This window comes from Streptomyces colonosanans (assembly GCF_001866645.1).
GTDB lineage: Bacteria > Actinomycetota > Actinomycetes > Streptomycetales > Streptomycetaceae > Streptomyces > Streptomyces colonosanans.
Map to the genome: position 1 here is coordinate 13,137 of NZ_MLYP01000082.1, position 23,538 is coordinate 36,674.

Annotated in this window: 25 protein-coding genes; 10 read left to right on the plus strand and 15 right to left on the minus strand. The window is 68.5% G+C overall.

The features are described from left to right. The first annotated feature begins 19 nt into the window (after nt 1-19). Nucleotides 20-565 (plus strand): HAD domain-containing protein, encoded by a 546-nt coding sequence (locus tag BIV24_RS27325; protein ID WP_071369138.1) that lies wholly within the window; start codon nt 20-22, stop codon nt 563-565. 362 nt (nt 566-927) lie between these two features. On the opposite strand, the gene BIV24_RS27330 is transcribed toward BIV24_RS27325, so the two are convergent. The 5 genes from BIV24_RS27330 to BIV24_RS27350 all read right to left on the minus strand — a co-directional run bounded on the left by BIV24_RS27330 (nt 928) and on the right by BIV24_RS27350 (nt 7,418). Continuing rightward, on the minus strand, nt 928-2,514 hold the full coding sequence (locus BIV24_RS27330; RefSeq protein WP_071369139.1) for an endonuclease NucS domain-containing protein: 1,587 nt from the start codon (nt 2,512-2,514) through the stop codon (nt 928-930). 342 nt (nt 2,515-2,856) lie between these two features. Beyond that, nucleotides 2,857-4,551, minus strand: a complete 1,695-nt coding sequence (locus BIV24_RS27335; protein WP_071369140.1) for a relaxase/mobilization nuclease domain-containing protein — start codon at nt 4,549-4,551, stop codon at nt 2,857-2,859. Beyond that, nucleotides 4,541-5,146, minus strand: coding sequence for a hypothetical protein (locus tag BIV24_RS27340; RefSeq protein WP_071369141.1), 606 nt, complete (start codon nt 5,144-5,146; stop codon nt 4,541-4,543). The genes BIV24_RS27335 and BIV24_RS27340 overlap by 11 nt, the downstream gene beginning before the upstream one ends. Before the next feature lie 318 nt (nt 5,147-5,464). Further along, complete coding sequence (locus BIV24_RS27345; RefSeq protein WP_107459750.1) at nt 5,465-6,637, minus strand: DUF3631 domain-containing protein; 1,173 nt, start codon at nt 6,635-6,637, stop codon at nt 5,465-5,467. Between the two features lie 586 nt (nt 6,638-7,223). Then, on the minus strand, nt 7,224-7,418 hold the full coding sequence (locus tag BIV24_RS27350; protein ID WP_019889361.1) for a helix-turn-helix transcriptional regulator: 195 nt from the start codon (nt 7,416-7,418) through the stop codon (nt 7,224-7,226). A gap of 120 nt (nt 7,419-7,538) precedes the next feature. Here BIV24_RS27350 and BIV24_RS27355 point away from each other — a divergent pair, with 120 nt between their 5' ends. Further along, the gene (locus BIV24_RS27355; protein ID WP_071369142.1) at nt 7,539-8,042 is read left to right on the plus strand and encodes a helix-turn-helix domain-containing protein; all 504 of its coding nucleotides are present in this window, start codon (nt 7,539-7,541) and stop codon (nt 8,040-8,042) included. A gap of 21 nt (nt 8,043-8,063) precedes the next feature. Beyond that, nucleotides 8,064-9,218, plus strand: coding sequence for a tyrosine-type recombinase/integrase (locus BIV24_RS27360; protein WP_071369143.1), 1,155 nt, complete (start codon nt 8,064-8,066; stop codon nt 9,216-9,218). Nucleotides 9,219-9,225: 7 nt separating this feature from the next. On the opposite strand, the gene sodN is transcribed toward BIV24_RS27360, so the two are convergent. Next, nucleotides 9,226-9,621 carry a superoxide dismutase, Ni gene (sodN, locus tag BIV24_RS27365; protein ID WP_071369172.1) on the minus strand — a complete coding sequence of 132 codons (396 nt, stop codon included), beginning with the start codon at nt 9,619-9,621 and terminating at the stop codon, nt 9,226-9,228. 146 nt (nt 9,622-9,767) lie between these two features. On the opposite strand from sodN, the gene sodX reads away from it, so the two are divergent. Further along, nucleotides 9,768-10,202 (plus strand): nickel-type superoxide dismutase maturation protease, encoded by a 435-nt coding sequence (gene sodX / locus BIV24_RS27370; RefSeq protein ID WP_071369144.1) that lies wholly within the window; start codon nt 9,768-9,770, stop codon nt 10,200-10,202. Here sodX and BIV24_RS27375 read toward each other — a convergent pair. Beyond that, the gene (locus tag BIV24_RS27375) at nt 10,106-10,735 is read right to left on the minus strand and encodes a CGNR zinc finger domain-containing protein (RefSeq protein WP_071369145.1); all 630 of its coding nucleotides are present in this window, start codon (nt 10,733-10,735) and stop codon (nt 10,106-10,108) included. The two genes, sodX and BIV24_RS27375, sit on opposite strands and share 97 nt — an antisense overlap. 101 nt (nt 10,736-10,836) lie before the next feature. Here BIV24_RS27375 and BIV24_RS27380 point away from each other — a divergent pair, with 101 nt between their 5' ends. Then, nucleotides 10,837-11,604, plus strand: a complete 768-nt coding sequence (locus tag BIV24_RS27380) for a class I SAM-dependent methyltransferase (RefSeq protein WP_071369146.1) — start codon at nt 10,837-10,839, stop codon at nt 11,602-11,604. A 149-nt stretch (nt 11,605-11,753) separates the two neighbouring features. Here BIV24_RS27380 and BIV24_RS27385 read toward each other — a convergent pair whose 3' ends face one another. Genes BIV24_RS27385 through BIV24_RS27395 form a run of 3 tightly spaced genes read right to left on the minus strand, consistent with a single transcriptional unit; the run spans nt 11,754 to nt 14,455 of the window. Continuing rightward, on the minus strand, nt 11,754-12,506 hold the full coding sequence (locus tag BIV24_RS27385) for an amino acid ABC transporter ATP-binding protein (RefSeq protein WP_071369173.1): 753 nt from the start codon (nt 12,504-12,506) through the stop codon (nt 11,754-11,756). Between the two features lie 38 nt (nt 12,507-12,544). Next, nucleotides 12,545-13,477, minus strand: a complete 933-nt coding sequence (locus tag BIV24_RS27390) for an amino acid ABC transporter permease (RefSeq protein WP_071369147.1) — start codon at nt 13,475-13,477, stop codon at nt 12,545-12,547. Between the two features lie 33 nt (nt 13,478-13,510). Then, nucleotides 13,511-14,455: an ABC transporter substrate-binding protein gene (locus BIV24_RS27395; RefSeq protein WP_071369148.1), complete on the minus strand. Its 945-nt coding sequence runs from the start codon at nt 14,453-14,455 to the stop codon at nt 13,511-13,513. Nucleotides 14,456-14,989: 534 nt separating this feature from the next. On the opposite strand from BIV24_RS27395, the gene BIV24_RS27400 reads away from it, so the two are divergent. The 5 genes from BIV24_RS27400 to BIV24_RS27420 all read left to right on the plus strand — a co-directional run bounded on the left by BIV24_RS27400 (nt 14,990) and on the right by BIV24_RS27420 (nt 18,953). Beyond that, on the plus strand, nt 14,990-16,213 hold the full coding sequence (locus BIV24_RS27400; protein ID WP_071369149.1) for an NAD(P)-dependent malic enzyme: 1,224 nt from the start codon (nt 14,990-14,992) through the stop codon (nt 16,211-16,213). A 208-nt stretch (nt 16,214-16,421) separates the two neighbouring features. Then, nucleotides 16,422-17,387: a zinc-binding dehydrogenase gene (locus tag BIV24_RS27405; RefSeq protein WP_071369174.1), complete on the plus strand. Its 966-nt coding sequence runs from the start codon at nt 16,422-16,424 to the stop codon at nt 17,385-17,387. Between the two features lie 119 nt (nt 17,388-17,506). Further along, nucleotides 17,507-17,716, plus strand: coding sequence for a helix-turn-helix domain-containing protein (locus BIV24_RS27410; RefSeq protein WP_040248424.1), 210 nt, complete (start codon nt 17,507-17,509; stop codon nt 17,714-17,716). Further along, a complete protein-coding gene (locus BIV24_RS27415; protein WP_071369150.1) occupies nt 17,716-18,282 on the plus strand; it encodes a Clp protease N-terminal domain-containing protein in 567 nt (188 codons plus the stop codon). Before BIV24_RS27410 ends, BIV24_RS27415 begins: the two co-directional genes overlap by 1 nt. A gap of 80 nt (nt 18,283-18,362) precedes the next feature. Next, nucleotides 18,363-18,953 carry a YwqG family protein gene (locus BIV24_RS27420; protein ID WP_071369151.1) on the plus strand — a complete coding sequence of 197 codons (591 nt, stop codon included), beginning with the start codon at nt 18,363-18,365 and terminating at the stop codon, nt 18,951-18,953. Nucleotides 18,954-19,038: 85 nt separating this feature from the next. Here BIV24_RS27420 and BIV24_RS27425 read toward each other — a convergent pair whose 3' ends face one another. From BIV24_RS27425 to BIV24_RS27445, 5 genes are all read right to left on the minus strand, one after another. After that, on the minus strand, nt 19,039-20,091 hold the full coding sequence (locus tag BIV24_RS27425; protein ID WP_071369152.1) for a PadR family transcriptional regulator: 1,053 nt from the start codon (nt 20,089-20,091) through the stop codon (nt 19,039-19,041). A 1-nt stretch (nt 20,092) separates the two neighbouring features. Beyond that, nucleotides 20,093-21,091, minus strand: coding sequence for a DUF4097 family beta strand repeat-containing protein (locus tag BIV24_RS27430; protein WP_071369153.1), 999 nt, complete (start codon nt 21,089-21,091; stop codon nt 20,093-20,095). 599 nt (nt 21,092-21,690) lie between these two features. Next, nucleotides 21,691-21,870, minus strand: coding sequence for a DUF6104 family protein (locus BIV24_RS27435; protein WP_003992906.1), 180 nt, complete (start codon nt 21,868-21,870; stop codon nt 21,691-21,693). 45 nt (nt 21,871-21,915) lie between these two features. Continuing rightward, nucleotides 21,916-22,626, minus strand: coding sequence for a hypothetical protein (locus BIV24_RS27440; protein WP_143064674.1), 711 nt, complete (start codon nt 22,624-22,626; stop codon nt 21,916-21,918). Beyond that, on the minus strand, nt 22,592-23,485 hold the full coding sequence (locus BIV24_RS27445; protein WP_071369155.1) for a hypothetical protein: 894 nt from the start codon (nt 23,483-23,485) through the stop codon (nt 22,592-22,594). The genes BIV24_RS27440 and BIV24_RS27445 overlap by 35 nt, the downstream gene beginning before the upstream one ends. Between the last annotated feature and the right edge of the window lie 53 nt (nt 23,486-23,538).

The following is a 23,538-nucleotide window of genomic DNA, read 5'->3' on the forward strand; positions in this document are numbered from 1 at the left end:
CCTGGCTTCTGGAGGACCGATGCGCCTGCCCTATCTGCTCCTCGACGTCGATGGCGTCCTCATACCCTTCCCCGCTGCCGACGGGACCACCCCGCCCACACACGCGCGCTACGACGTGGTTCCCACAGGCCGCAGCGCCGACAAGCCGGTCACTGTCTGGCTCCACCCCGACCACGGCCGACTGCTCTTGAACGTGATCCGTACCGGCCTGGTCACCCCCGTCTGGTGCACCAGCTGGCAGCAGGACGCCACCACACTGATCGGACCGCTCCTCGGCCTCCCGTCTCTGCCGCACGTCGACCTCCCGCGCCCCCAGATCGCCACCAGCCACCCCAACGGCTACCTCTGGAAGCGCGACCACGTCGACTCTTGGCTGGCGGATGCCCCCGCGGTCTGGATCGACGACGATTTCACCGACCTCGACCACGGCTGGGCGGCGGAGCGCGTCGCCAAGGGAACGGCGACCCTTCTTGTTCAGCCCGACCCGCGCCTCGGGCTGCAACCGGAGCACCTGACCGAGGTCGCGATGTGGGTCTCGCAGCTGCCCGCAGCCCGTGCCGCCTGACGACTGATGCCCTCGCTGCCACAGGCAGCGAGGGCATCAGGGTGCACTGCAGGCGCTGCCTGCGCCTGGGCGTCGTACGGTTTATTGAGCGAGATGGCAGTGTGACAGGGATTCCCATAGGCGCCGGTGACGGCGGAGGCGGCTGGAATGCCGATTGCATCCAGGATGGCCGACGGCATGGCCGCGTCCGGCAAAGCGGTGGCGCCGGATTCGGCTTTCTATAGTAGGGACTTGCGCCATTGAGATTGCTCTCGACGGGCAATTTTCGTTGTCATATATCAACTGTCCAGGAGCTTGGCCCGATGGCCTCCAAATTATGGTGGATCACATGAGGTGACCCGCTGGCTGATCACTTTGGAACATCAGGGCCCGAAATGAAATCCTGATCGGTATGTCGAAATCATTGCGTCGATCTGATCGCTGTACTTTTCCAGGAATGTATCGAGCGAGTAAGCGCCGTTCCAGCCAGCGTCGCGCAGCTGCGACCCCTCACAGGGGATCGGAAGTGTGCAGAGGTCCGCGTCCTGTACGAAGTGGAGTCGGAGTTCGTGTGCCTCGGAAATGTTCAATGGATTTCCCCCAATCTGCTCGATTAGTACGTAACGAAGACCGAGAAGGTTAAGGAGATCGAGATCGGTGACCCAGGCTGCATCCATGAGTCGGTGGGTTTGCCAGTGCGTAGCACCGCGATACACCAACCTCACCCGGTCAGCCACATTGGTGTGCGGAATGCCGTCCCAATAGAGCGAGCCATGGATCGTGCGGTTGACGCCGTCCTGGGTAAGCGCCGTGCCAAAGACCATAGGAACAAGGTCTGAGAGCTTGTCAGGCCACCCGTGTATCAGAGATCGAATCAGGTCGCAGGGGTTGTACACGTGGAGCATGACATCGCGCTCCACGTCATCAGTCGAGATGTCGTCCAACCACCGTGCCACGAGCCGCTCCCAATCGGGGTTCCCTGCAAAACACATCCGACTTTCCTCCCGGAAGGCCGGCCACCTTCCACGATCTGTGGTGCGTGCGGAGCCTGTGTAGAGGACTTCGCCGATTCCCCCTTCGTCACCGTTCAGGTCGCGGAAAAGATCTCGCTCGTCCAGTGAAGTGCGCTTCTTGAATTCGCCTGCCGCCCGATAACCCTCAATCTCCCAGTGCGGGTTCTCCGCCAGGTGTCTGAGCATGCCGGGGCGGGCTGTGTCATAGCCAGCTGCGAAGACATGCCTGGTGATGTGGCAAAGGGTCGAGTATTCTAGGGGATATCCCCCAGTTTCCTCGTATGAATCCGTCTCATTGTCATCGAGCCATGCTGGCGCTTCATCGGGGTCCAGACGCCCGATTGCAAAATAGAGGCCGTACGGTGCGACCACAAGGTCTTTCTGTGAGATGCGTCGAAAGTCTGCTGCGAGGAGATCATGCGCTCCCGCCTCGGCGGATGTGGACAGAATCTCGTTCCAGCCAGCCGCTCGCTCCTCTGGGGAGTTGTAGAAGTAGATGAAATGATGTGGGCTTACCTGTGGCGGTACCGCCGCTTCGAGGAATTCCACTCGGTCTGCACGAACAGGAACGCCGTTGTCGTCCAATGTGAGTTGGTACCCGCGGAGATCGTGGGACCAGTCTCTCGCCATGTTGCTCACCGGAACACGCAGTTCGTGCCAAGTGGTGGAGACGATCATCGCGCGGATGCGGTCCTTGCGGAGCCCCAACTCTTGCTGCAACAGCTCGGCGTACTTCGTGACCTCATGAAGAGCACGGGCCGAGGTCGAGTCGGATCGCTTCAATTCGATCACCACCCACGACCCGTGCCCGTCCCGGGCGAGGATGTCTACACGCCCGCGTGTTCCATGAGCATTGGGCAGCGGGTACTCCGTGCCAATCAACCGAAGACTCGGCTCGATGAGCGGCAGGAGGCCGGCCAGCATGTCGCGCAGTCGTGCCTCGTACGGAACATCCATGTCGCACACCTCATGCAAGTCATCGGGCCAGCAAGTCAGTTGAGAACTAATTAGGTCCTGACAGTAGATGATCGCTCTGACAGTCCTGACTCGTTCTCGACCTCGGCCCAACGAAGCCCGGGCCGTAAACGTCTGTCAGAAGGTCCGCCCCGCGGGTGAGCTCTCATGCAGCCCGAGCAGTGGAGATCACGACAGTGGGGGCCGCCGGGTGGCTACGGCCGCGGCGATCATCGTGCGGGCCGCACAGGAGTTTCCCGACTTCGACAGCACCATCATGAAGCTATGCCGTTGAACTCGACCTGGTGCCCCGCCACGATGCGTGGCGGGGGTATCTGGCCGGGGTCAGCGGTGTCGATTGGGCTCTTCGGGCTTCGTGCGCACTGATGTGGCTGGTGGGATTGATGTGGCGGATATGGACGACGTGCCGCTGACCGTACTTCGCCTTCGAGCCCCTTGCATCCGCCGGTTCGGCTGAGCGCTGATGCGCCAGTTGAGGACCTCGGCGGGGCGTTCGGCGGTGTCGAGTTCTCGCTGGGCGGCGACTTCGGCCAAGAGGCGCCGGGGGTTGTGGCCGGCGGTCTCTGCGCGGGCGAGGGTTGTGGTCAGGGCTGGCCAGGCGGGATCGACGAGGATGCGGTCGGCTTGGTCGGGGAGGGCTGCGCGTAGATCCTGCTCGAAGCGGCTGATGGTGGTGGCGCGTGGCGCGCGTCGGGTGAGATCTGCCAGGACCGGCGCGGCGGCGTCCTGGTAACCGGCCTGCAGGTGACGGAAGGCTTGCTCAGCTGCGGTGGCCTGCTGCTCGTGGCCGCGTTGTTCATGCCACTTGGCGGCTGCCCGCGCCAACTGGAGTGCGGCAAAGATCAGGGCGATGGTGAGTCCGCCCGGATCGTGTCTGGCGTAGACGAGTTCCTTGGCGGCTTCCCGTAGGGCGGTGGCGGCTTGATGGTCGGCTCGGATCGCCGAACGGCGGGCGCGGTTGAACACCTGTGCTGCTGCTTGTAGTTCGGCCCGGTGAGAGCCGTGACTGACGAGAGCCAGGTTGTGGAGGGTGTCGCCGAAGGCATCCAGGTGGCCCTGGGCCACGGCGTCGCCGCCCGAGTCGAGGACGGCGTGGGCGCGGCGGATGGCGGTTTCGGTGCGGTGCCACGGCTCGGCCGGGTCCACCACCGGTTGAGGGCGTTCGGCCAGGACCTGGGTCGGGAGGCGTTCGCGCAGACGGTTGTAGGACAGGTCGGGGGCGAGCTTTGAGCCGCCGTACCAGACCGGCTCGCCGTTGGCCGTGTCGCCGGGTGCGGCCAGGCTGTAGCCGGTCACCTCGCCGGTCTCGGGGCCGATGCGCGGCCTGACCTGGATGCCGAGGGACCGCAGCACGGTGAAGTACTCGTCGATGCTGCGTACGGCGGCGGCGACCGCGTACGCCTGCTCGCGCAGCCACTCCCGCGCGGTCTCCTCCCGGCCCTGGCGTTCCGCCTTCGCCCGTTCGGCGCCGGTCGGGGTACGCGGGGCGGTGAGGTCACCGGACTTCAGGCGGCGCAGCCCGAACTCGGCCTCGATCTTGCGGCATTCCAGCTGTGCCCGCCAGCCGTCCCGGTTCGTACGAGGGCGGCGGCCGTCGGCTCGGACGGTGGTTGCCATGAGGTGGATGTGGTCGTCGGCGTGCCGGACCGCGATCCAGCGGCACGCCTTGTCGTCTCCCTCGGGGGCGATGCCCGTGGCGGCTACGACGCGGCGGGCAACCTCGGCCCACTCAGCGTCCGTGAGGTAGCGGTCGCCGGGCGCGGTGCGCACCGGGCAGTGCCACACATGCTGCGGTGGCTGCTTTCCGCCGAGTTCCCGGGTGCGGAGGTCAACGTGGTGGTCCAGGCGCCGGGCGAGCTGGGTGTAGGTGGCGGTGGGGTCGCGGCCGGGGTCGGGGGCGCCGGCCATGTCCCAGGCAGCCACGATGTGGGGGTCCGTGTGCTCGTCGCGCCGCCCCTTGCCGAAAAGGTAGTTGATCAGGCCGAGCGTGCTGGAGCCGGTGGAGACGTCAGGCACCATGACTGGCTCCTTCCGCCAGGAGCTGGTCCATCAGTGCGTAACTGGCCTGGGCGGCCTGCTCAATGCGGTCGAGGACGGCCTCGGCGCGCTCGGGTATCGCGCCGGAGTGGATGTCTGCCGTGACCTGGTTCAGGTTGGTGCCGATCCGGTTCAACGCCTTGGTGTGCGCTTCGATGGCCTCCACGAGAGGGCGGACGGGGTCGTCCTCTGGGCTGCCGACCATGCCCGCCTTGCCGAGCGCGACGGCGAGGGCGGCGTCGCCGACAAAGCCTGCGAACTTCTGGTGGCGCCGCTTGGCCTCGGCGTCGATGAGACGGACTGCGGTCGGCGTGAAGCGGATCTTCTTCTCTTGGTCGCGCTTCTCGATGGTGCGCTTGCGGTTCATCCGCGCGGGCAGCGCGGGGGCGTCAGGCTCACGCCACGAGGGCTGCTCAACGGCGGCGGGCGGTTGACGGGCAGACGGCTCGGCGTGTGGGGTGATGGAGTCGGGGACGGGCTGCTCGGCGCTGTCGGCGGTAGACGCGGCGCGGGGCTCGTTCACCTCCTCCTCAGGCTCGGGCGCCCGCTGTCGCCCGGCCCCCTCTCCCTCCGCCACCCCAGGGGCGGGGGCAAGCGCGGACGAAGCCTCTTTAGGGGCTCGTTCGCTCCAGCTTGCTGCTGTTCGTCGGTCCCGGTTGAACCAACCCCAGCGGCGGGAAGAAGAGGGGTTCATGTCGTTTGCAGTGTCCATGGTGGTGCTCCGGTGCAGCGGGGGATGGGGCTGTGTCACGTCCGTCGCATCCGTCGCATGCCTGGTCAGCACAGGTACGGAAACCTGGGCAGGTACGGAGAATTCCGTCCCGGCGAGTGAGTCCGTCCCCGCGCTGACCTGCGCGGGGACGGACGCGACGAAGTGATACGGACCCCGGTGGGATCAGAGAGCGCGCTTCGGCCCGGCGGGGCCACCGGGCGGGCCGACAGGCAGCGTCCCCGCCGGGGCGGCGGGCGGCCTGCCTTGCGGCATGCGGGTGAGGGCGGCGCCGTGTTCGGGCTCGGGCGCCGCCTCGACGAGGTCCGGGCAGTTGCGGGCCCAGGCGTCCAGGAACCGGTTGCGCATGTACGCCTTGGCCTGCCTGCCCTTGTCGAACCGGTAGTTGGCCGGGCTGATGTTGAAGTCCCGCAGCAGGTTGCTCAGGTGGTACGCGTTCAGCCCTTTGGTGCCGTACTCCGCCCACGGGGCCTCAGCGTCCTGGAGCAGCGAGGCGACCAGATCCTGAGTGGCCAGGGCCTCGGGGTTGTCCGCTTGCCTGAAGATGCGGTGGATGTCACGCAGCAGCCGCGTCTTCAGGCTGGACTGCTCGTCCTGGACGGCCTCGTGGCGGGTCATGGCCAGGCAGGTGGCACGGGCCTGGGCGGGCCAGTGGCCACCGGCCAGGTCGGCGATGATGACCAGCGGCTCCCAGGTGTCCGCCGCCCGGTCCTCCACCGGCATGTACGGCACCATGCGGGCAGCCTGCCCGCGCAGCGGGCCCAGCCAGGCGGCCAGCTGATCACGCAGCGCGTTGAGTTCGGGCACCGAATACCGGGAGCGGAAGGGGGTGACCTTCTCGCCCGGCTTGCGCTTCTGCATCCGCAGCACCACCGCCCGGTCCATGACCGTGTCCGGCAGGTCGCCGATGCCCGCGATGGCGGCCATGGCGAAGGTGGGGAACGGAGTCGGCTTGTGCTCCGGACCGGAGATCCGCCAGGCGGGCCGGTTGCGCTGGTGCCCAGCATTCAACAGGCCGCGCAGGGTCTCACTGTCACCGCTCGCCTTGGGGCCGAAGATGGTGTCCGCCTCGTCCACTAGCAGGGTGGGCGGGTTCTTACCGATGACGCGGAAGATGACCGCCGGGGAGGTGTTCACCGTCATCATCGGCTGGTGCACAGTCTCGTGGAGTACGTCGAGAACCCGGGACTTGCCACAGCCCTTCGTCGGGCTCACCACCGCCAGACGCGGTGCGTGCTGCAGAGCCGTCTGGATGTGCGTGGCCACCACCCACAGGGTGACCGCGGTCAGCGCCTCCTCGCCGGGCAGCACCACGTACTTGCCGATGACTGCCCGCAACTCGTCCAGCAGCGCGGCCCCGCCAGGGGCTACCTGAGCGCCGGCGCCTTCATGGCCTCCAGCGCGTGTCCAGCCACCGGTGGCCGCGATCTCATGTTGCTCGGCCCGCTCCACGGGGACATCGGTCCCCGGCGACAGGTGAGGGCCGTTGTCCCGGTCGCCAGTGCGGTCCCCTGGTGCAACTCCGGGGTCTTGGGGACCGGTCCCCGTTGGCACGCCGATGTCGCTGACCTGCGTGTCTCCAACGGATGTGGGTATGGGGACCGTGGCTTGTGCCGACAGGGGACCGTACGCATCGCGGGGACGCTCCCATGACACTGCATCAGCGGAATGCTCGCCCCCGCTGCGCCCGGGGACGCCTTGGCCGGGGACCGCGACCTCGGGCCAGCTGACCTTGGGGACCGTGTTCGGGTTGGTGGGGGACGTAGAGTCCTCCATAGACGTTCCTCTCAGACGAGGGGCAGGACGGGCAAGGTCCAGCCCCTCGTCGGCTTGTTCGTTCAGGGATGGGCGGTGTGCGGGGGACTCTCCGGCCTTCGGCGTTGGCGCGCCGAGGGCCGTTTCCGTGTCCCGGGCCTCCAGCTGCTCAGGAGGCCAGACCCCACTCGTCTCGGCCCTCGATCAGCGCCCGCTCGTAGCGCAGCAGCTCGGCCTCGGGGTACAGCACCCGCTTGCCGATCTTGATGCCGCGCGGGCCCTTCTCGATCTGGCGCCAGTAGCGGACGGTGCTCTCCGCTGTGCGGTAGCGCTCGGCGACCTCGGCGGTGGTCAGATATCGCATGCATTCCCAATCGACTAGGTGGCAATCCGATCTGCATAGGTTGTACTCGACGATCGCCGGTTAACCAAATCGGCAAATGTATGTTTCAATTGGGAAAGTGATGGTCGTGATGGAGGTCTGATGACAGGCGACAAGGCCGACGGCGGTGAGGTGCCGCTGCTCTACAGCGAGGGCAACATCGCCGCGCGGGTGGCGCTGGAGCGCGAGGTCAGGGGATGGAGCACGATCGAGCTGGCGGACCGGGTGTCGAAGGCCGGCGTCAAGATGAACCAGACCGCCGTCTGGCGCATCGAGAACGGCACCCCACGCCGCCGTATCAACGTCGACGAAGCCCTCGCCTTCGCCCGCGTCTTCGAGCTGCCCCTCGAAGAGCTGATGTCCCCGCCGTTGGAGGGGCTGGATCTCGACAGCAGACGGCTCGTCCAGGAAGCCGTCGAGGCGTACTACGAGACACGCGACGCCGAGGACCGCCTGCACCGCGCCGTCATCGGTATCGCCGACTACATCCAAGCCCACCCCGACAGCTCACGGGCCATCCACGACCAGTGCCTTCGCCTCATGGGCGACGAGCGCGACGCCCGCACCCTCACCGAGCACATCGAGGGCGGCGGCTACCACCGATAACCAACCCAAGGGAGAAGCCACTTGGCGAACATTCAGAAGCGCCCCAATGGCAAATGGCGGGCCCGCTACCGAGACCTCGACGGCAAGGAGCACGCCCGCCACTTCGACCGCAAGATCGACGCTCAGCGCTGGCTGGACGAGGTCACGGCCAGCATTGTCACGGGCCAGTACGTCGACCCGCAGGCCGGACGGATCACGTTCGAGAAGTACGCGAAGAAATGGAAGGAGTCGCTCATCGCCAGCGAGGCGGGCGAGCGGATCACCGACAACGCGCTCCGGCTCCACCTCGTCCCGGCGCTTGGTGCCCGCGCCATGGCGGCGATACGCCGCAACGACCTCCAGGTGCTCTTCAAGGGCCTGTCCGAGCACCTCGGCCCCGGCAGCGTGCGCAACGTCTACGACGTCCTCGTACGCCTCATGACGGCGGCAGTGGAGGACAAGGTCATCGCGTCCAGCCCGTGCCGCCGGATCACCCTCCCGCCCATGCAGGACGAGGAGGTCACCCCGCCCACGATTGCGCAGGTCGAGGCCATGGCGCGCACGATGCCGCCGTACATCCGTGCCGCCATCGTCACGCTTGCCGGATCAGGCTTGCGAATAGGCGAGTTGCTCGGCCTCAAGGTCTCGGACGTCGACTTCAAGGCGGGCGCCATCCGCGTCGAGCGCCAGCGCCTCCAGTCCGGGAAGATCGGCTCGCCGAAGACCGCCAAGTCCCGGCGCACCGTCCCGGTCGGCGAAGTCGTCACCGATGCGCTCCTCACGCACCTCGCCGCACGCCCCTCCAAAGAGTGGCTGTTCACGATGGAGGAGGGCGAGCCGCTCAACTACCGTCGCTGGAAGACGGAGTGGAACTGCGCCCGCAGGACGCTTCAAGCGGCGGAGAACGAGGCGGCCGAGCACGAGGGCCGCAAGCCCGTCGAGTTGCCGCACATGGTGACCCATGATCTGCGCCACTTCTACGCCTCCGCCCTCATCGCCGGCGGAGCGAGCGTCAAGCAGGTCCAGCTCGTCCTCGGCCACGCGTCCGCCGTCATCACGCTGCGGATCTACGCGCACCTCTGGCCGGGCGAAGAAGACCGCACCCGGACCGTCATGGACGCCGTTCTCGGCGGCCTGCGGACCGGGTGCGGACAGGTAGGCGATGCGACCCGCGAAACCGCAGGTCAAACGGCCTAGCCATAGATCAAGCCTTCTTGGTCTCCCAGAAGATCTTGTCGATCTGGGCGATGTAGTCCAGAGCCTTCTGGCCCGTCGCCGGGTCCTTCGACGCCTTGGCGGCCGAGAGGGCCTTCAGGGTGTCGTTGACCAGCTGGTGCAGCTCCGGGTACTTCTCGAAGTGCGGGGCCTTGAAGTAGTCGCTCCACAGCACCGAGACGTGGTGCTTGGCCAGCTCGGCGCGCTGTTCCTTGATGATGGTGGCGCGAGCCTGGAAGTGCGGGTCGTCGTTTGCGGCCATCTTCTCCTGCACGGCCTTCACCGACTCCGCCTCGATGCGGGCCTGGGCCGGGTCGTAAACGCCGCAGGGCAGGTCGCAGTGGGCGCTGACCTTGACCTTGGGGGCAAACAGGCGGGAGAGCATGAAGCTGTCCTTCCTCGTGATCGTCTTCTCTGGGGGGGACATTACTCCGTAGGTGACGGGTTTTCGCGAGTGCCCCTGTGGGCTTACGTCAAAAGTCCAGGGTGAGACTGGGACTGGTGGAGGATTGGACCGGGGAGGTGCCAGTGATGCCGGAGCTGTCACAGGAGACCGAGCGTACGAAGGCCTTGCTGCCGTTCGGGGCGGCGGAGGTGACGGGGCCGTCCATGGTGCCCACGCTGCAGCACGGGGACCGGCTTCTCGTCCAGTACGGGGCACGTGTCCGGGCGGGGGACGTGATCGTGCTGCGGCACCCGTTCCAGCAGGACCTGCTGGTGGTCAAGCGTGCCGTGGAACTGCGCGAGGGCGGCTGGTGGGTGCTCGGCGACAATCCGTACGCGGGCGGGGACAGCACCGACTACGGCACCGTTCCCGAGGAACTGGTCCTCGGGAAGGTGTGGTTGCGTTACCGGCCGTTCAAGGACGGTCAGCGCTCGTTCTTCGCGCGGGTGCGCTGGGCGCTGTCCACCGTTTGGCCCGTGCTCTGCGACCGGTCGGCCTCCAAGCGCTTGCGGGCGCGGTAGGCGGCCACGTTCGCGCGCGTGGCGCAGCGGTCCGAGCAGTAGCGCCGGGAGCGGTTCGTCGAGGTGTCGAGGTAGGCGTTGCGGCAGGGGGCCGCCTCGCACAGGCCCAGGCGGTCCACGCCGTATTCCGTGAGGTGGAACGCGAGCCCCATGGCGGCTATCGCCGCGTAGCCCGCGGTCGCGTTCGACGGGTGGTCCGCGAGGTGCATGTGCCACAGCGGGCGGCCGTCGTCGTCCCGGTGGTCGTGCCCCGAGATCTGCGGGCTCACCGGGAACTCCAGGAGCAGGGAGTTCAGCAGGTCCACCGCGAGCGTCTCGTCACCCTCGTCCGCCGCCTCGAACACCGAGCGCAGCCGGGCCCGGACCGAGCGGAACCGGGTCACGTCGGCGTCGGTGGCGCGACGGGCCGCCGACTGGTTGACCCCGAAGAGGCCGCGGACGGCCTCCACGGAGGTGAGAGCGTCCTTGCCCCGGGCCGGTTCCTCGCTGTTCACGAGGCGCACGGCGTAGTCCGAGTAATAGGCCAGTTCCACTTGTAGTCCTTACGCAGGCACTCTATGGTCGTGGTGCGGTCGGGTAACAGACGGTCGCGCGTCCAGGGTATTACGTGGCGCGATCCTACGGAGGGGCACCGATGGCGGACACGAGCACCACGGCGACGACCGACTGGCAGACCTGGCAGAAGAGCTGGGACCGCCAGCAGGAGTGGTACATGCCCGACCGCGAGGACCGCTTCCGGATCATGCTCGACATGGTGGAGGCCTGTGTCGGCACCGAACCCCGCGTCCTCGACCTCGCCTGCGGTACGGGCAGCATCACGGCCCGGTTGCTCGACCGTTTCCCCAAGGCCACCAGCACCGGCGTCGACCTGGACCCCGCGCTGCTCACCATCGCCCGCGGCACGTTCGCCGGCGATGACCGGGTCACGTTGGTCGAGGCGGACCTCAAGGACCCCGACTGGCCCGCCCGCCTGCCGCACGGCGTGTACGACGCGGTCCTCACTGCCACGGCCCTCCACTGGCTGCGCAACGAACCCCTTGAGGCCCTCTACGGACAGGTCGCGGGACTCCTCCGCCACGGCGGCGTCTTCATGAACGCCGATTCCATGATCGACGACACGACGCCGCGCATCAACGCGGCCGAGAGCGCCCTGCGGCACGCCCGCAGGAACCAGGTCCAGCACAACGGCGCGCTCGACTGGGCCGAGTGGTGGCAGCTGGCCGCCCAAGACCCGGCGCTCGCTGCGCCGACCGCCCGCCGCTTCGAGATCTACGGTGTCCACGCCGACGGCGAGATGCCCTCTGCCGCGTGGCACGCGCGCGTGCTGCGCGAGAAGGGCTTCGCCGAGGCCCGCCCGGTGTGGTGCTCGCCCTCGGACACGCTGCTGCTCGCGCTCAAGTGACGCGGGACGACACCCGCCGGCGGAAGCACGTTTGCGTCGATGACGGGATCAGGCGTGTGAACGGGCGCTGACCCCGGAGCCGTTGTCCTGGTGCGCGGGCACAGGGAAGGGGCGGTACGAGGATCCCGTACCGCCCCTCGCCCGTGTGACTACAGCACCTTGGACAGGAACGACTGCGTCCGCTCGTGCTGCGGGTTCGTCAGTACGTCCCGCGGGTGGCCGGACTCGACCACCACGCCGCCGTCCATGAAGACGAGCGAGTCGCCCACCTCGCGGGCGAAGCCCATCTCATGGGTGACGACGACCATCGTCATGCCGGACTCGGCGAGGTCGCGCATGACGTCGAGGACGTCTCCGACCAGCTCCGGGTCGAGCGCCGAGGTCGGCTCGTCGAACAGCATCAGCTTCGGGTCCATGGCGAGGGCCCGGGCGATGGCGACGCGCTGCTGCTGGCCGCCGGAGAGCTGGGAAGGATAGTTGCCCGCCTTGTCGGCCAGGCCCACACGCTCCAGGAGCTGCATGGCCCGTTCCCGGGCCTGGCCCTTGGACACGCCCTTGACCTGGACCGGCGCCTCGATGACGTTCTCTACGGCGGTCATGTGCGGGAACAGGTTGAAGCGCTGGAAGACCATGCCGATGTCCCGGCGCTTCATCGCGACCTCGCGGTCGCGCAGCTCGTACAGCTTGTCGCCCTGCTGCCGGTAGCCGACCAGCTCGCCGTCCACGTACAGCCGCCCGGCGTTGATCTTCTCCAGGTGGTTGATGCACCGCAGGAAGGTCGACTTGCCGGAGCCGGAGGGGCCGATCAGGCAGAACACCTCGCCGGGCTTCACCTCCAGGTCGATGCCCTTGAGGACCTGGACCGCGCCGAAGGACTTGTGGACGTCCTCCGCCTTCACCATGGGCACACCGGCCCCGTTCGCCTTGACGGTCTTCTCGGTCATGCCATGACCTTCCTGCTCGAGAAGGACGTCAGATTGGCCTTCACCTTCTGCCACGGGGTCGGCGGCAGCTGACGGCTGGATCCGCGTGCGTAGTAGCGCTCGATGTAGAACTGGCCGACGCTGAGGACCGAGGTCATGATCAGGTACCAAGCGGCGGCGCAGAAGTACATCTCCACCGGGGCGCCTGAGGTCTGGCCGATGTCCTGGGCGTAGCGGAAGAGTTCCTGGAACTGGACGGCCGCCACGAGCGAGGTCGTCTTCAGCATGTTGATCACTTCGTTGCCCGTCGGCGGCACGATGACGCGCATCGCCTGCGGGATGACGATCCGGCGGAGCGTCTTGCCGTGGCTCATGCCCAGCGCGTGGGCCGCCTCGGTCTGGCCCTCGTCGACGGCGAGCAGGCCGGCCCGGCAGATCTCCGCCATGTACGCGGCCTCGTTCAGCCCGAGTCCGAGCAGCGCCGTCAGCAGCGGCGTCATGAAGGAGGACCAGTAGTCCTTGTAGATCGGGCCGAGGTCGATATACGTGAAGACCAGGCCCAGGTTGAACCACACGAAGAGCTGGACCAGCACCGGCGTGCCGCGGAAGAACCAGATGTAGAACCAGGCGATGGACGAGGTCACCGGGTTCTTCGACAGCCGCATCACGGCGAGGACGATGCCGCCGACGATGCCGATCAGCATGGACAGGACCGTCAGCATGAGGGTCTTGCCCACACCGGTCAGGATGCGGTTGTCGAAGAAGTAGTCCGGAACGGCCTGCCAGTTGATCCTGCCCTGGCCGAACGCGTAGATGATCGCGACGAGCACCGCGATCGCGATGACGGCGGCGACGTACCGCCCGTAGTGCCGGACCGGGATGGCCCTGACGGCCCGGGGCCCGGCCGGGGGAGTGTCCCGGCCCGACGTCTTGTCGATGTCAACAGTCACGGGTCATACCTTTCAGTGGCCGCTGCGGCGCGGTCACTTGCCGCCGTTGATGACGGACTCCTTCAGAGCGCCGTCCGCGGCGCCCCACTTCTGGAGGATCTTCTGGTACTCGCCGTTCTTGATGATCTCGTTCATCGCCGCCTGCAGGGCATCGCGCAGCTGGGTGTTCCCCTTGGCGACCGCGACGCCGTACGGGGCGGCCTCGACCTGCTCGCCGACGATCTGGAAGTCCTTGCCGCCGCCCGACGTCTTCACCGCGTACGCGGCGACCGGGAAGTCTGAGGACACCGCGTCGGCGCCACCGGAGCGCAGCCGGGTCTGGGCCAGCTGGTCGTCGTCGAAGGGCTCGATGGTGAGCTTCTTGCCGCTCGGACACTTCTTGGCCTCGGTCTTGGCCAGGTCCTCCGAGACCGTGCCGCGCTCCACCGCGACCTTCTTGCCGCACAGGTCCGACCAGCCCGTAATGCCGCCGGTGTCGCCCTTGCGCGTGTAGATGGACACGCCTGCGGACAGGTAGTCGACGAAGTCGACGCCCTCGCCGACCTTCTTGCGGGTCTGGGGGTCGACGCCCTCCTGGCGGCTCTTGTTGTCGGTCATCGCCGACATGGCGATGTCGTAGCGCTTCGAGCGGATGCCCGTGAGGAGCGCGTCGAACGTGCCGTTGTCGAACTGGAACTCCACGCCGAGCTGCTTGCCCATGGCGTCGGCCAGGTCGGGGTCGATACCTGTCGTCTTGCCTGACTTGTCCTTGAATTCGACCGGCGCGTACGCGATGTCCGAACCGACCTTGATGACGCCGGCCTGGCGGATCTCGGCCGGGAGCTTGTCGGCCAGCGGCGCGCTGTTCGAGCCCTTGTCCTTGCTCTTCGTCTGGTCGCCGCAGCCGGTGAGCAGCAGGGTGCCCGCGACCGCGATGGCGCCGACCGCAGCTATCCGGGAGCGCGTGGCGGTCATACGGCGGGTAGAGCTTGCGGTCATGGTGGTTCCTCCGGCGGGATGGGATAGCCGATGGGTCGACGAGAGCACACACCATTGGGTGTCGCGACCTCGCGTGGTTGAGGCATCTTGCCATTCGGACTTGCGCATTCAGGTGGCCTGCTATGTCAAAATCGGATAACGGGTGGCCACCGGGCCGCCAGGGATGGCCGATTGCGGCCGGGTCTTGTGCGGAATTCCCCCCTTCCGACCGGAAGATCTTCGGCACATCTCACGATGTGGTCATTCGCGTGCCGTACGTGTGATCGTGTGGGGGCATGTCGCCGCCTTGTCCACATTTCCGGGCATGACTCATCTCACCGGCGTGACCTTAGTGTTATGGACTCGTCCCGGACAGCATCCGTCCGGTAAGAAGGTTCCTTACACCCCGAATCCGGGGCTCAGGGCGCGTGTGCGGCGCGCCCGTCGCGTATGCACCCGTGCGTATCACCTCATCTGGGCCATGCGCGGTGCCCGCCCACCCCTCAACCAGGAGTGGACACCCTCAAACCATGAACATCTAAGGGGTACAAGACAGTGGCAGCGGAGATCGTCAATCCTCGCAGCGACAGCAGTACGGATCAGGACGGCGGGGCCGAGCCCCACAATTCCTTCGATCCGGCGTTCGCGCTGCACCGCGGTGGCAAGATGGCCGTGCAGGCCACCGTGCCGGTCCGCGACAAGGACGACCTGTCCCTCGCGTACACGCCCGGCGTCGCCCGGGTGTGCACAGCCATCGCGGAGCAGCCGGAGCTGGTCCACGACTACACATGGAAGTCTTCCGTGGTCGCCGTTGTGACCGACGGCACCGCGGTGCTCGGGCTCGGTGACATCGGCCCTGAGGCCTCCCTTCCCGTGATGGAGGGGAAGGCGATCCTGTTCAAGCAGTTCGGCGGGGTGGACGCGGTCCCGATCGCCCTCGACTGCACGGACGCGGACGAGATCGTCGAGACCGTGGTCCGGCTCGCGCCCTCCTTCGGGGGCGTGAACCTGGAGGACATCTCGGCGCCGCGGTGCTTCGAGATCGAGCGCCGGCTCCAGGAGCGGCTGGACATCCCGGTCTTCCATGACGACCAGCACGGCACGGCCGTGGTGACGCTGGCGGCCCTGCGCAACGCCGCGCGGCTGACCGGGAGGGGGCTCGGCGATCTGCGGGCCGTCATCTCGGGCGCGGGCGCGGCCGGGGTCGCCATCGCGAGGATGCTGGTCGAGGCGGGTATCGGCGATGTGGCGGTCGCCGACCGCAAGGGCGTCGTGTCGCTGGACCGGGACGATCTGACGCCGGTCAAGCGGGAGCTCGCGGAGTTCACGAACAAGGCGGGGCTGACCGGGTCGCTGGAGCGCGCCCTGGAGGGCGCCGACGTCTTCATCGGCGTCTCCGGTGGCACCGTCCCCGAGGGGGCCGTGGCCTCGATGGCCGAGGGCGCCTTCGTCTTCGCGATGGCCAACCCGAACCCCGAGGTGCACCCGGACGTCGCGCACAAGTACGCGGCCGTGGTGGCGACCGGGCGGTCCGACTTCCCCAACCAGATCAACAACGTGCTGGCCTTCCCCGGGATCTTCGCTGGCGCGCTGCAGGTGCGGGCGTCCCGGATCACGAAGGGGATGAAGCTCGCGGCGGCCGAGGCGCTTGCGGCGGTCGTCGGGGACGACCTGGCGGCCGACTACGTGATCCCGTCGCCCTTCGACGAGCGGGTGGCGCCGGCGGTGACGGCCGCGGTGGCCGCCGCCGCGCGGGCCGACGGAGTTGCGCGGCGCTAGCCGGCGCTCCGCGGTGGTGGGCGGGGATGTGCACCCCGCCCACCACCCACCCGCACGGGGGCTCCGGCCGGGGCGCGGTCCGCGCCCGGCCGGGGGGACGGCGGCGCGAGATCTACGAGAAGACCGCCGGTCGCGCCCGTCCCGGCGGGACGTGTGTCACAACCGGCCCTGGTTCCCTCGCCCCCCGGCGGCGCCTATGGTCAAGGTCATGTTCGCTGCCTACGCCGCCCGCATCGACCGTGACCATCCCCTCGCCGGCCTTGAGCTGGGAGAGCGCCCGGCCCCTGAGCGAAGGCCCGGATGGACGACCGTGAACGTCAAGGCCGCTTCCCTCAACCACCATGACCTCTGGTCCCTCCGGGGCGTCGGTCTCTCCGAGGACAAGCTCCCCATGATCCTCGGCTGTGACGCGGCTGGCGTCGACGAGGACGGCAACGAGGTCGTCCTCCACTCCGTCATCGGCCAGAGCGGCCATGGCGTCGGCCCCGACGAGCCCCGCTCGATCCTCACCGAGCGCTACCAGGGCACCTTCGCCGAGCAGGTCTCCGTACCTACGTGGAACGTCCTTCCCAAGCCCAGGGAACTCTCCTTCGAGGAGGCCGCCTGTCTCCCGACCGCGTGGCTGACCGCATACCGGATGCTCTTCACCAACGCGGGCGTGCGCCCCGGTGACTCCGTCCTCGTCCAGGGTGCGGGCGGCGGTGTCGCTACGGCCGCGATCGTTCTGGGCAAGGCGGCCGGTCTGCGGGTCTTCGCCACCAGCCGTGACGAGGCCAAGCGCAAGCGGGCGCTGGAACTGGGCGCTGTGGAGGCCCTGGAGTCCGGGGCGCGGCTGCCGCAGCGGGTGGACGCCGTCATCGAGACCGTCGGAGCCGCCACCTGGTCCCACTCCGTCAAGTCCCTGCGCCCCGGCGGCACGATCGTCATCTCGGGTGCCACCAGCGGCGACCGCCCCTCCCACGCGGAACTCACCCGTATCTTCTTCCTGGAGCTGAAGATCGTCGGCTCCACCATGGGGTCCAAGGACGAACTGGAGGATCTGCTCTCCTTCTGTGCCGCCGCCGGCGTGCGACCCGTCATCGACCAGGTCCTTCCGCTCGACCGCGCTCTCGAGGGCTTCGAACGACTGGAGACGGGCGACCAGTTCGGCAAGATCGTACTGACCACGAACTGACCACTCCTGGACATCCGCCCACGGCGGGCCCGGAACCTCCGGGCCCGCCGTTCGCGTTTCCGTGCCCTCGCGTGTCAATCATGGTTGACATTTTCCGGGCGTCAACCTACATTGACAGCATGACCGAAGCAACGGATCTCGCCGAGCGCGCGGGCGACCGCGATCCGCGGATCGGGCTGCGGGCCGTCGCCGCGCTGCGGCGGCTGCTGGAGCAGCTGGAGGCGGTGCAGGTGCGCAGCGCGCGCAACCAGGGCTGGTCGTGGCAGGAGATCGCCGCGGAACTCGGAGTCAGCAGGCAAGCCGTGCACAAGAAGTATGGGAGGCAGTGATGTTCGAGCGGTTCACGAAGGACGCCCGCGCGGTGGTCGTCGGCGCGGTCGGGCACTGCGAACGCAGTGGTGGGGAGTGGGTGGAGGAGGCGCATCTGCTGCTGGCCCTCCTTGACCGGGAGGGCGGCCGCGCCGCGTTCGCCCTGGCCTCGCTCGGACTCGAGGGGCGACGCGACGCGGTGGAACGGAGCCTCGCCGAGGCCCGTCGGTGCGGCGGGCTCACCCGTGCCGATGCGGACGCCCTCGCCGGGCTCGGTATCGATCTCACCGAGATCGTCTCCCGGGTCGAGGAGGCGCACGGTGAGGGTGCGTTGACGCCGGGACGGACAGCGGGAGGCGTACGGCGGCCGGGGCGCCGCCTGTTCACCCGTGGCGCCAAGGACCTTCTCAGCCAGTCCCTGCGCCTCGCCCTCGCCCACGGTGACCGGCACATCGGTGACGAGCACCTCCTCCTCGCCCTGACCGCTCGCCCCGGTGTCCCCTCCGAGGTTCTCGCCGACCATGGGGTCACTTATGCGGCCGTGGAGCGGCTGCTGTGGGGCCAGGCGGGGACGAAGGCCGGGTGAACCCCGTGGCGGTGGGGCTCGGTCGGTGGTGGGGAACTCTAGGGTGGATACCCCGGTCGTTCCGATCCTTTGGAGAACCCGTGTCCGAGAGCTCGCCGCCCGCCTCCGAGCCCCTGCCCGTGGAGTTCGCCCCCGCGGCGGCGCCTGTCCGGGAGGCGGTGACCAAGCTCGGTGGACAGCCCGTGTGGCTGGAGGGGCCGCAGTGGCCGCTGTCGCGCCGGACCGGTGAACCCATGCAGTTCCTCGGGCAGTTCACCCTTGAGGGGGGTGCGCTGGGCTATCTGTTCATGACGGGGGACGGCACCGACGGGACGTACGACCCGGAGGGCGGTGAGAACGCCCTCCTCGTCCAGCCCGGTGGCAGCATCCCGGGCTTCGTCTCCGTACGGGCCCAGGCGGAGGGGCCGACAGTCGGCGCCGACCATCTGCCGCGCCCGGCCGGGAAGGGTGGCACCGATCCGGACGGACATGCCTGGCAGTTCCTCGGCGGACCCGGGATCGAACCACGCTGGCTCCAGGGAGAGGAGCCCCCGGGTGACGACTGGCGCCTCCTGGTCCAGCTCGACTCCGGCCGCCTGCCGTTCCCCGTCAACTTCGGTGACTCCGGCGTCGGCTACGCCTTCACCTCCCCCGACGCCAAGGAGGGGCGCTTCCTGTGGCAGTGCATGTGAGCCGCGCCGACTGCCAGGCCCGGTGACGTCGGACCCCTAGGCCAAGGGCGCGACAGCCGACGTCACCGCCGTCAGGTCCGCGGTCTCACTCCCTCGGTGATCGCAGCGTCGCTCCGATGTGCGCAGCCGCGGTCGACAGGTGGCGGCGGGCTTCTCGGAGTTGCTCCTCGGTCACACCGTGGTCGCGGGCCGCGTCGCGGATGTCGTCACGGAAGCGGTCCAGCAGACGGTCGAGCGCGCGCGCCGGGTCGCCCGAGAAGTCCTCGTGTGCCCAGGAGGGTTCGTACGTTCCCGGGAAGTCCTCGGGGGTCGTCGAGAACTCCGGTTCCATGTCCGCCTTCGACGTGCCCGACGTCTCCTTGCGTCCGATACCGAAGTCCTTTCCGAACTCCTTGCCGAAGTCCTTCCCGAACTCGCCGAATTCCTTGGCCAGTTCGGTCAGTCCCTCCCGCACGCCCGTCGGCCAGTCGCCGCGTGCGAAGTGGTCCTGGACCTGCTCCTGAACCCTCCGCGCGACACGCTGCAGCTCCTCCTGCGCCTGAGCGCGAACCCGCTCCTGGGCTTCCTTGGCCTGGTGGCGTGCCCGCTGGGCCTCTTCACGGGCCCGCCGGCTCTCGTCCTTGGCGCGGCGAGTCTGTTCCTTCCACTCGTGCTTGACGCGACGCATCTCCTCCTTGGCGGCACGCCATGACTCCTTCTCGGGCTGGTTGCCGCGCTCTTCGTACCCGCCTCCGTGCTCCTTGGTACCCCGCCGGGCCTCGGTGGCCGCGGCCCGCATCTCGCGGCGCAGATCGCCCGCCGCGCCCCGGACGTCCGCCCGGATCTCGGCGGCCAGCTCCGCGACCGACTCGCGGATCTCCAGCTCCAGGTCGGCCAGCTCGCCGCTGCGGTCGGCCAGTTCGGCGCGGCCCGCGTCCGTGATCGCGTACACCTTGCGGCCGCCCTCGGTGGTGTGCGTGACCAGACCCTCGGCCTCCAGCTTGGCCAGCCGCGGGTAGACCGTGCCCGCGGACGGTGCGTACAGCCCCTGGAAGCGCTCCTCCAACAGCCGTATCACCTCGTATCCGTGGCGTGGCGCCTCGTCGAGCAGCTTCAGCAGGTAGAGCCGCAGTCGTCCATGGGCGAAGACGGGAGGCATGTCAGAGCTCCTTCCGCTCGGTCGGGCCGCCGGTCGTGCCGTCGGGGGAACGGCCGGATGTGTCGGCGGTGCCGCTGCTGGTGCCCGGGGACGCGTGTGCGGGCGGGGTGTCTCGGGGCCGGAATGTGTCCGCCGGCCCGTGGGGCTCGGGGGTGTCGCGTGGCTCGGGTATCGCGTCCCATGGCTCGTCCTCCGTGGGCGGGCGACGGAGGAGGGCGATGGAGCCGGAGACCGTGGTCGCCTGCAGTCGGCCGTTGCCCCCGCCCAGGCGGCCCGTGATCCTCTTTGCGCCCCACTGGCCGCTCATGCGCAGATCCTCGAAGGCGTTCGACACGGCGCCGCTCGCTGTGTTCGCCTCGACCTCGGCGTCCACCGGGTGGGGGAGCCGGATGGCGATCTCGCCCGAGACGTTCGTCAGGCGGGCGTCGGTGGGGCCGCTCGTGGGGTCCAGGTCCAGGATGATCGAGCCGCTCACCGAGTCCGCCTTCACGAGCGGGCAAGCGCCTTCGATGACGGTCAGATCGCCGGAGACGGAGTTGAGCCGCAGTTCGCCGGCGACGCCCTGGGCCTCCACGCTGCCCGACACCGTCGTGGCACGGATCGGGCCGGACAGGCCGACCAGGGTGGTCTCTCCCGTGACGCCCTTCACTTCGGCGCTTCCGTCGATCCCGGAGACCATGGCGTTGGCCCCGATCACGCCGACCTCCACGCGGGTGGACGCCGGGACAGCCAGGGAGACCACCGCGCTGCGGCGCCAGCCCCTGCGGTCGAGCCACTTCAGGAAGCCCTTCCAGGGGAGGTCGTCGTACGCCACGGTCAGGGTGCCGTCCTGCTGCGTCACCGTGAGCGGCGGGCCCTCCACCTCCGAGACCTCCAGGCGGGTGGAACCCTCGTCGGTGCCCACCACGTTGACCGTTCCGTTGACGATGCGCACGTGGAGTGCCGTCACGGGGGCATCGAAGGTGAGCTTCCTCGGCTCTGCGACGGACCACTCGGACATTGCTGACCTCCTCCTTGGCCGTGCGAACGCGGCGCACACAACGCGCCATATCGCGTCTTTCCTTAATCACGATATATCGCGGCTGCCGGAAGTCAAGGCACTCTTTTCGGGGAATGAATGGGAAGGAAAGTGACGAAACTGCCTGATCCGGGACAGCCTCCGGCCCGGCCTTGGCCCGAGCGGCCTTCCACTCACGGCCGGGCGCTGTGTCACCGCGGAGGCCGCTGGAGCTCTGAGGGTGTGTGTTCCTGCCGGCACACGAAGTGCCGGGCCTCGCGTACGACCGCTCGGGGCCGCGCGGCTGACGGATGTCCGTGCGACGGAGTGAGAACCGTGCGACGGAATCAGGGCTGACGCGGCTGACGGCCGACCCCGCGAGTGCGTGAGGACCGAAGGCGCGCCCGGCAGACAGCGGTGCACCGGGCTGAGCGGCCGAGAGGCGACAGCGCGGCAGAAGGCGGCCGGCTACGGCGGACAGTCAACCGCGCGATGGACAGTCGACCAGTGCGACCGACGGCCAACCACCGAGGCCCGCGCGCCGCACTCCCTGCGGCCCGCCGACCCCCGTGAGCCCCGGCCGGTCGTACCCCCGTGGGGGCCTACTCGTCGTCCTCGTCGTCCAGCCGTGCCAGCCAGGTCGCGAGCCGTTCCACCGGAACCTCGAAGTCCGGGTTGAGATCGACGAACGTACGAAGCTGCTCGGCGAGCCACTCGAAGGTGACCTCCTCCTCGCCGCGCCGCTTCTCCAGTTCCTCGATGCCGCGGTCGGTGAAGTACATGGGCTGCTCTCCTGCGTGGTACGGGCTGATGGTGCCGCCACCAGCCTACGTACTGACCGAGGGCGTCATGGGGGCGTACCGCTCGCCCTCCTCGAGCCAGGCCAGGAGCTGGCGCAGGCGCAGGCGGCGAGGGGCATGGAGGGTCTTGTCGTCGAGAAGTGCCATGACGCAGGCGGCCGCCTCCGCGGTGGCGCCGGCCGCCTCGATGTCCTCGAGTACATCGAGGTCGATGCCCGGTCCGGTGTGCGGCTGGCTCAGGATCTGCCGCCACAGCGTGATGGCGTCTTCGAGTCTGCCGAAGGCCACGCATTCGCTCGCTATCTCACGGATGTCCTTCCACGACAGCCAGGACCAGGACCGCCGAAGGGCCGAGTCGACCGCCAGGGGCACCGCATCGGCGCCCTCGATGTCGAAGAGGAACCGGAGCCCCGACATGGCAGATGTGCTGTCCGCCGTGGGCAGTGCGACGAGCGCCCGGCCCAGTTCGCGGGCGACCGGAAGGAGGCGCTCCCAGTGTTCCTGGCACGTGGGCAGTGCGGCGATCACGCCACGCAGCCACCTGCCGTCCTGGGCCAGCAGGGGTGTCGACCGCCAGATCTCCAGAAGCTGCTCGACGCCGGTGATGCCCTGGTTCTTGATGAAGATGCGCGCGGTGTTCTCATACCCCCGCTGGTAGCCGTTCGGAGTACGCAGCGCGAGTTCGGCGACTTCGTCGGCTTCGTCACGGGCTCCGGCGTCGGAGAGGGCCTCGGCCACGTCCGGCCGGTCCTCTGCCACCACGTTCCGGCCGCGCGTGGTCTGCCGCATCACGGCGGCGACCGCCGACGGACCTTCGGCCGCCAGCCAGACGGCGACGGGGTGCTCGGCGTAGTTGACGGACCAGGGTGAGCTGCCGAGGAGCTCGCGGGCCCATGAGGCCGCCTCGTCGCGTGCCCCGAGCCCGGCCAGGGCGATGTGCAGCTGGGCTGGGACTCCGAGGTACTGGCCCGTGTCGGGGGGAACTGGCGTGCAGCGCGCCCGAGATCTCGGCAACGGCCTGCTGCCCGTACACCTTGACCAGGATCGAGGCCGCCCACTTCACCGTTTCAGGGTTTACCGGGCCGGGAACGAGCAGGCGCCGGGCGACGGGGACCGCGGCCTCGTTCTCACCGAACTTCTCCAGTACCTCCCCGGCCGCCATGTGGCTCTGGCCGTCGCCGACGGGGCGTTCGAGGATCAGGGCCGCGACCGACTCTGCCACGTGCCGCCGGTTCTCCGATGCGGTGACGGTGAGCCAGGATTCCGTGATCTGCCGGACAGCGCCGGAGGGAACGGCGTGGTTGCTCAGCGCCGGGCCGGCGAGACGGTCGACGTCCTCCGTCAGGCCCAGGCGGGCCAGGGCCTTCAGCACGATTCCGGTGATCGATGGAGCGGTACTCAGGTCGTCCGTGAGTTCCAGGGCGCGGGCGCGCACCGACTTCTTCGCCTGAGGCCCGAGGGTTGAGGCGATCTCGGCCGCCTTGCCCAGCCAGCCGTAGACGGCGCCCATGACGTCGTTCAGCAGTTCCTCGGCGACCTCGGCCGTTCCGGACCGGCCGAGCCCGCGTATCGCCAGCATGCGTGGCTCGACCGGCATGCGTACCGACCGGGCTATGACCTCCAGCCGGTCGGTGACCGGGTGTGATACTG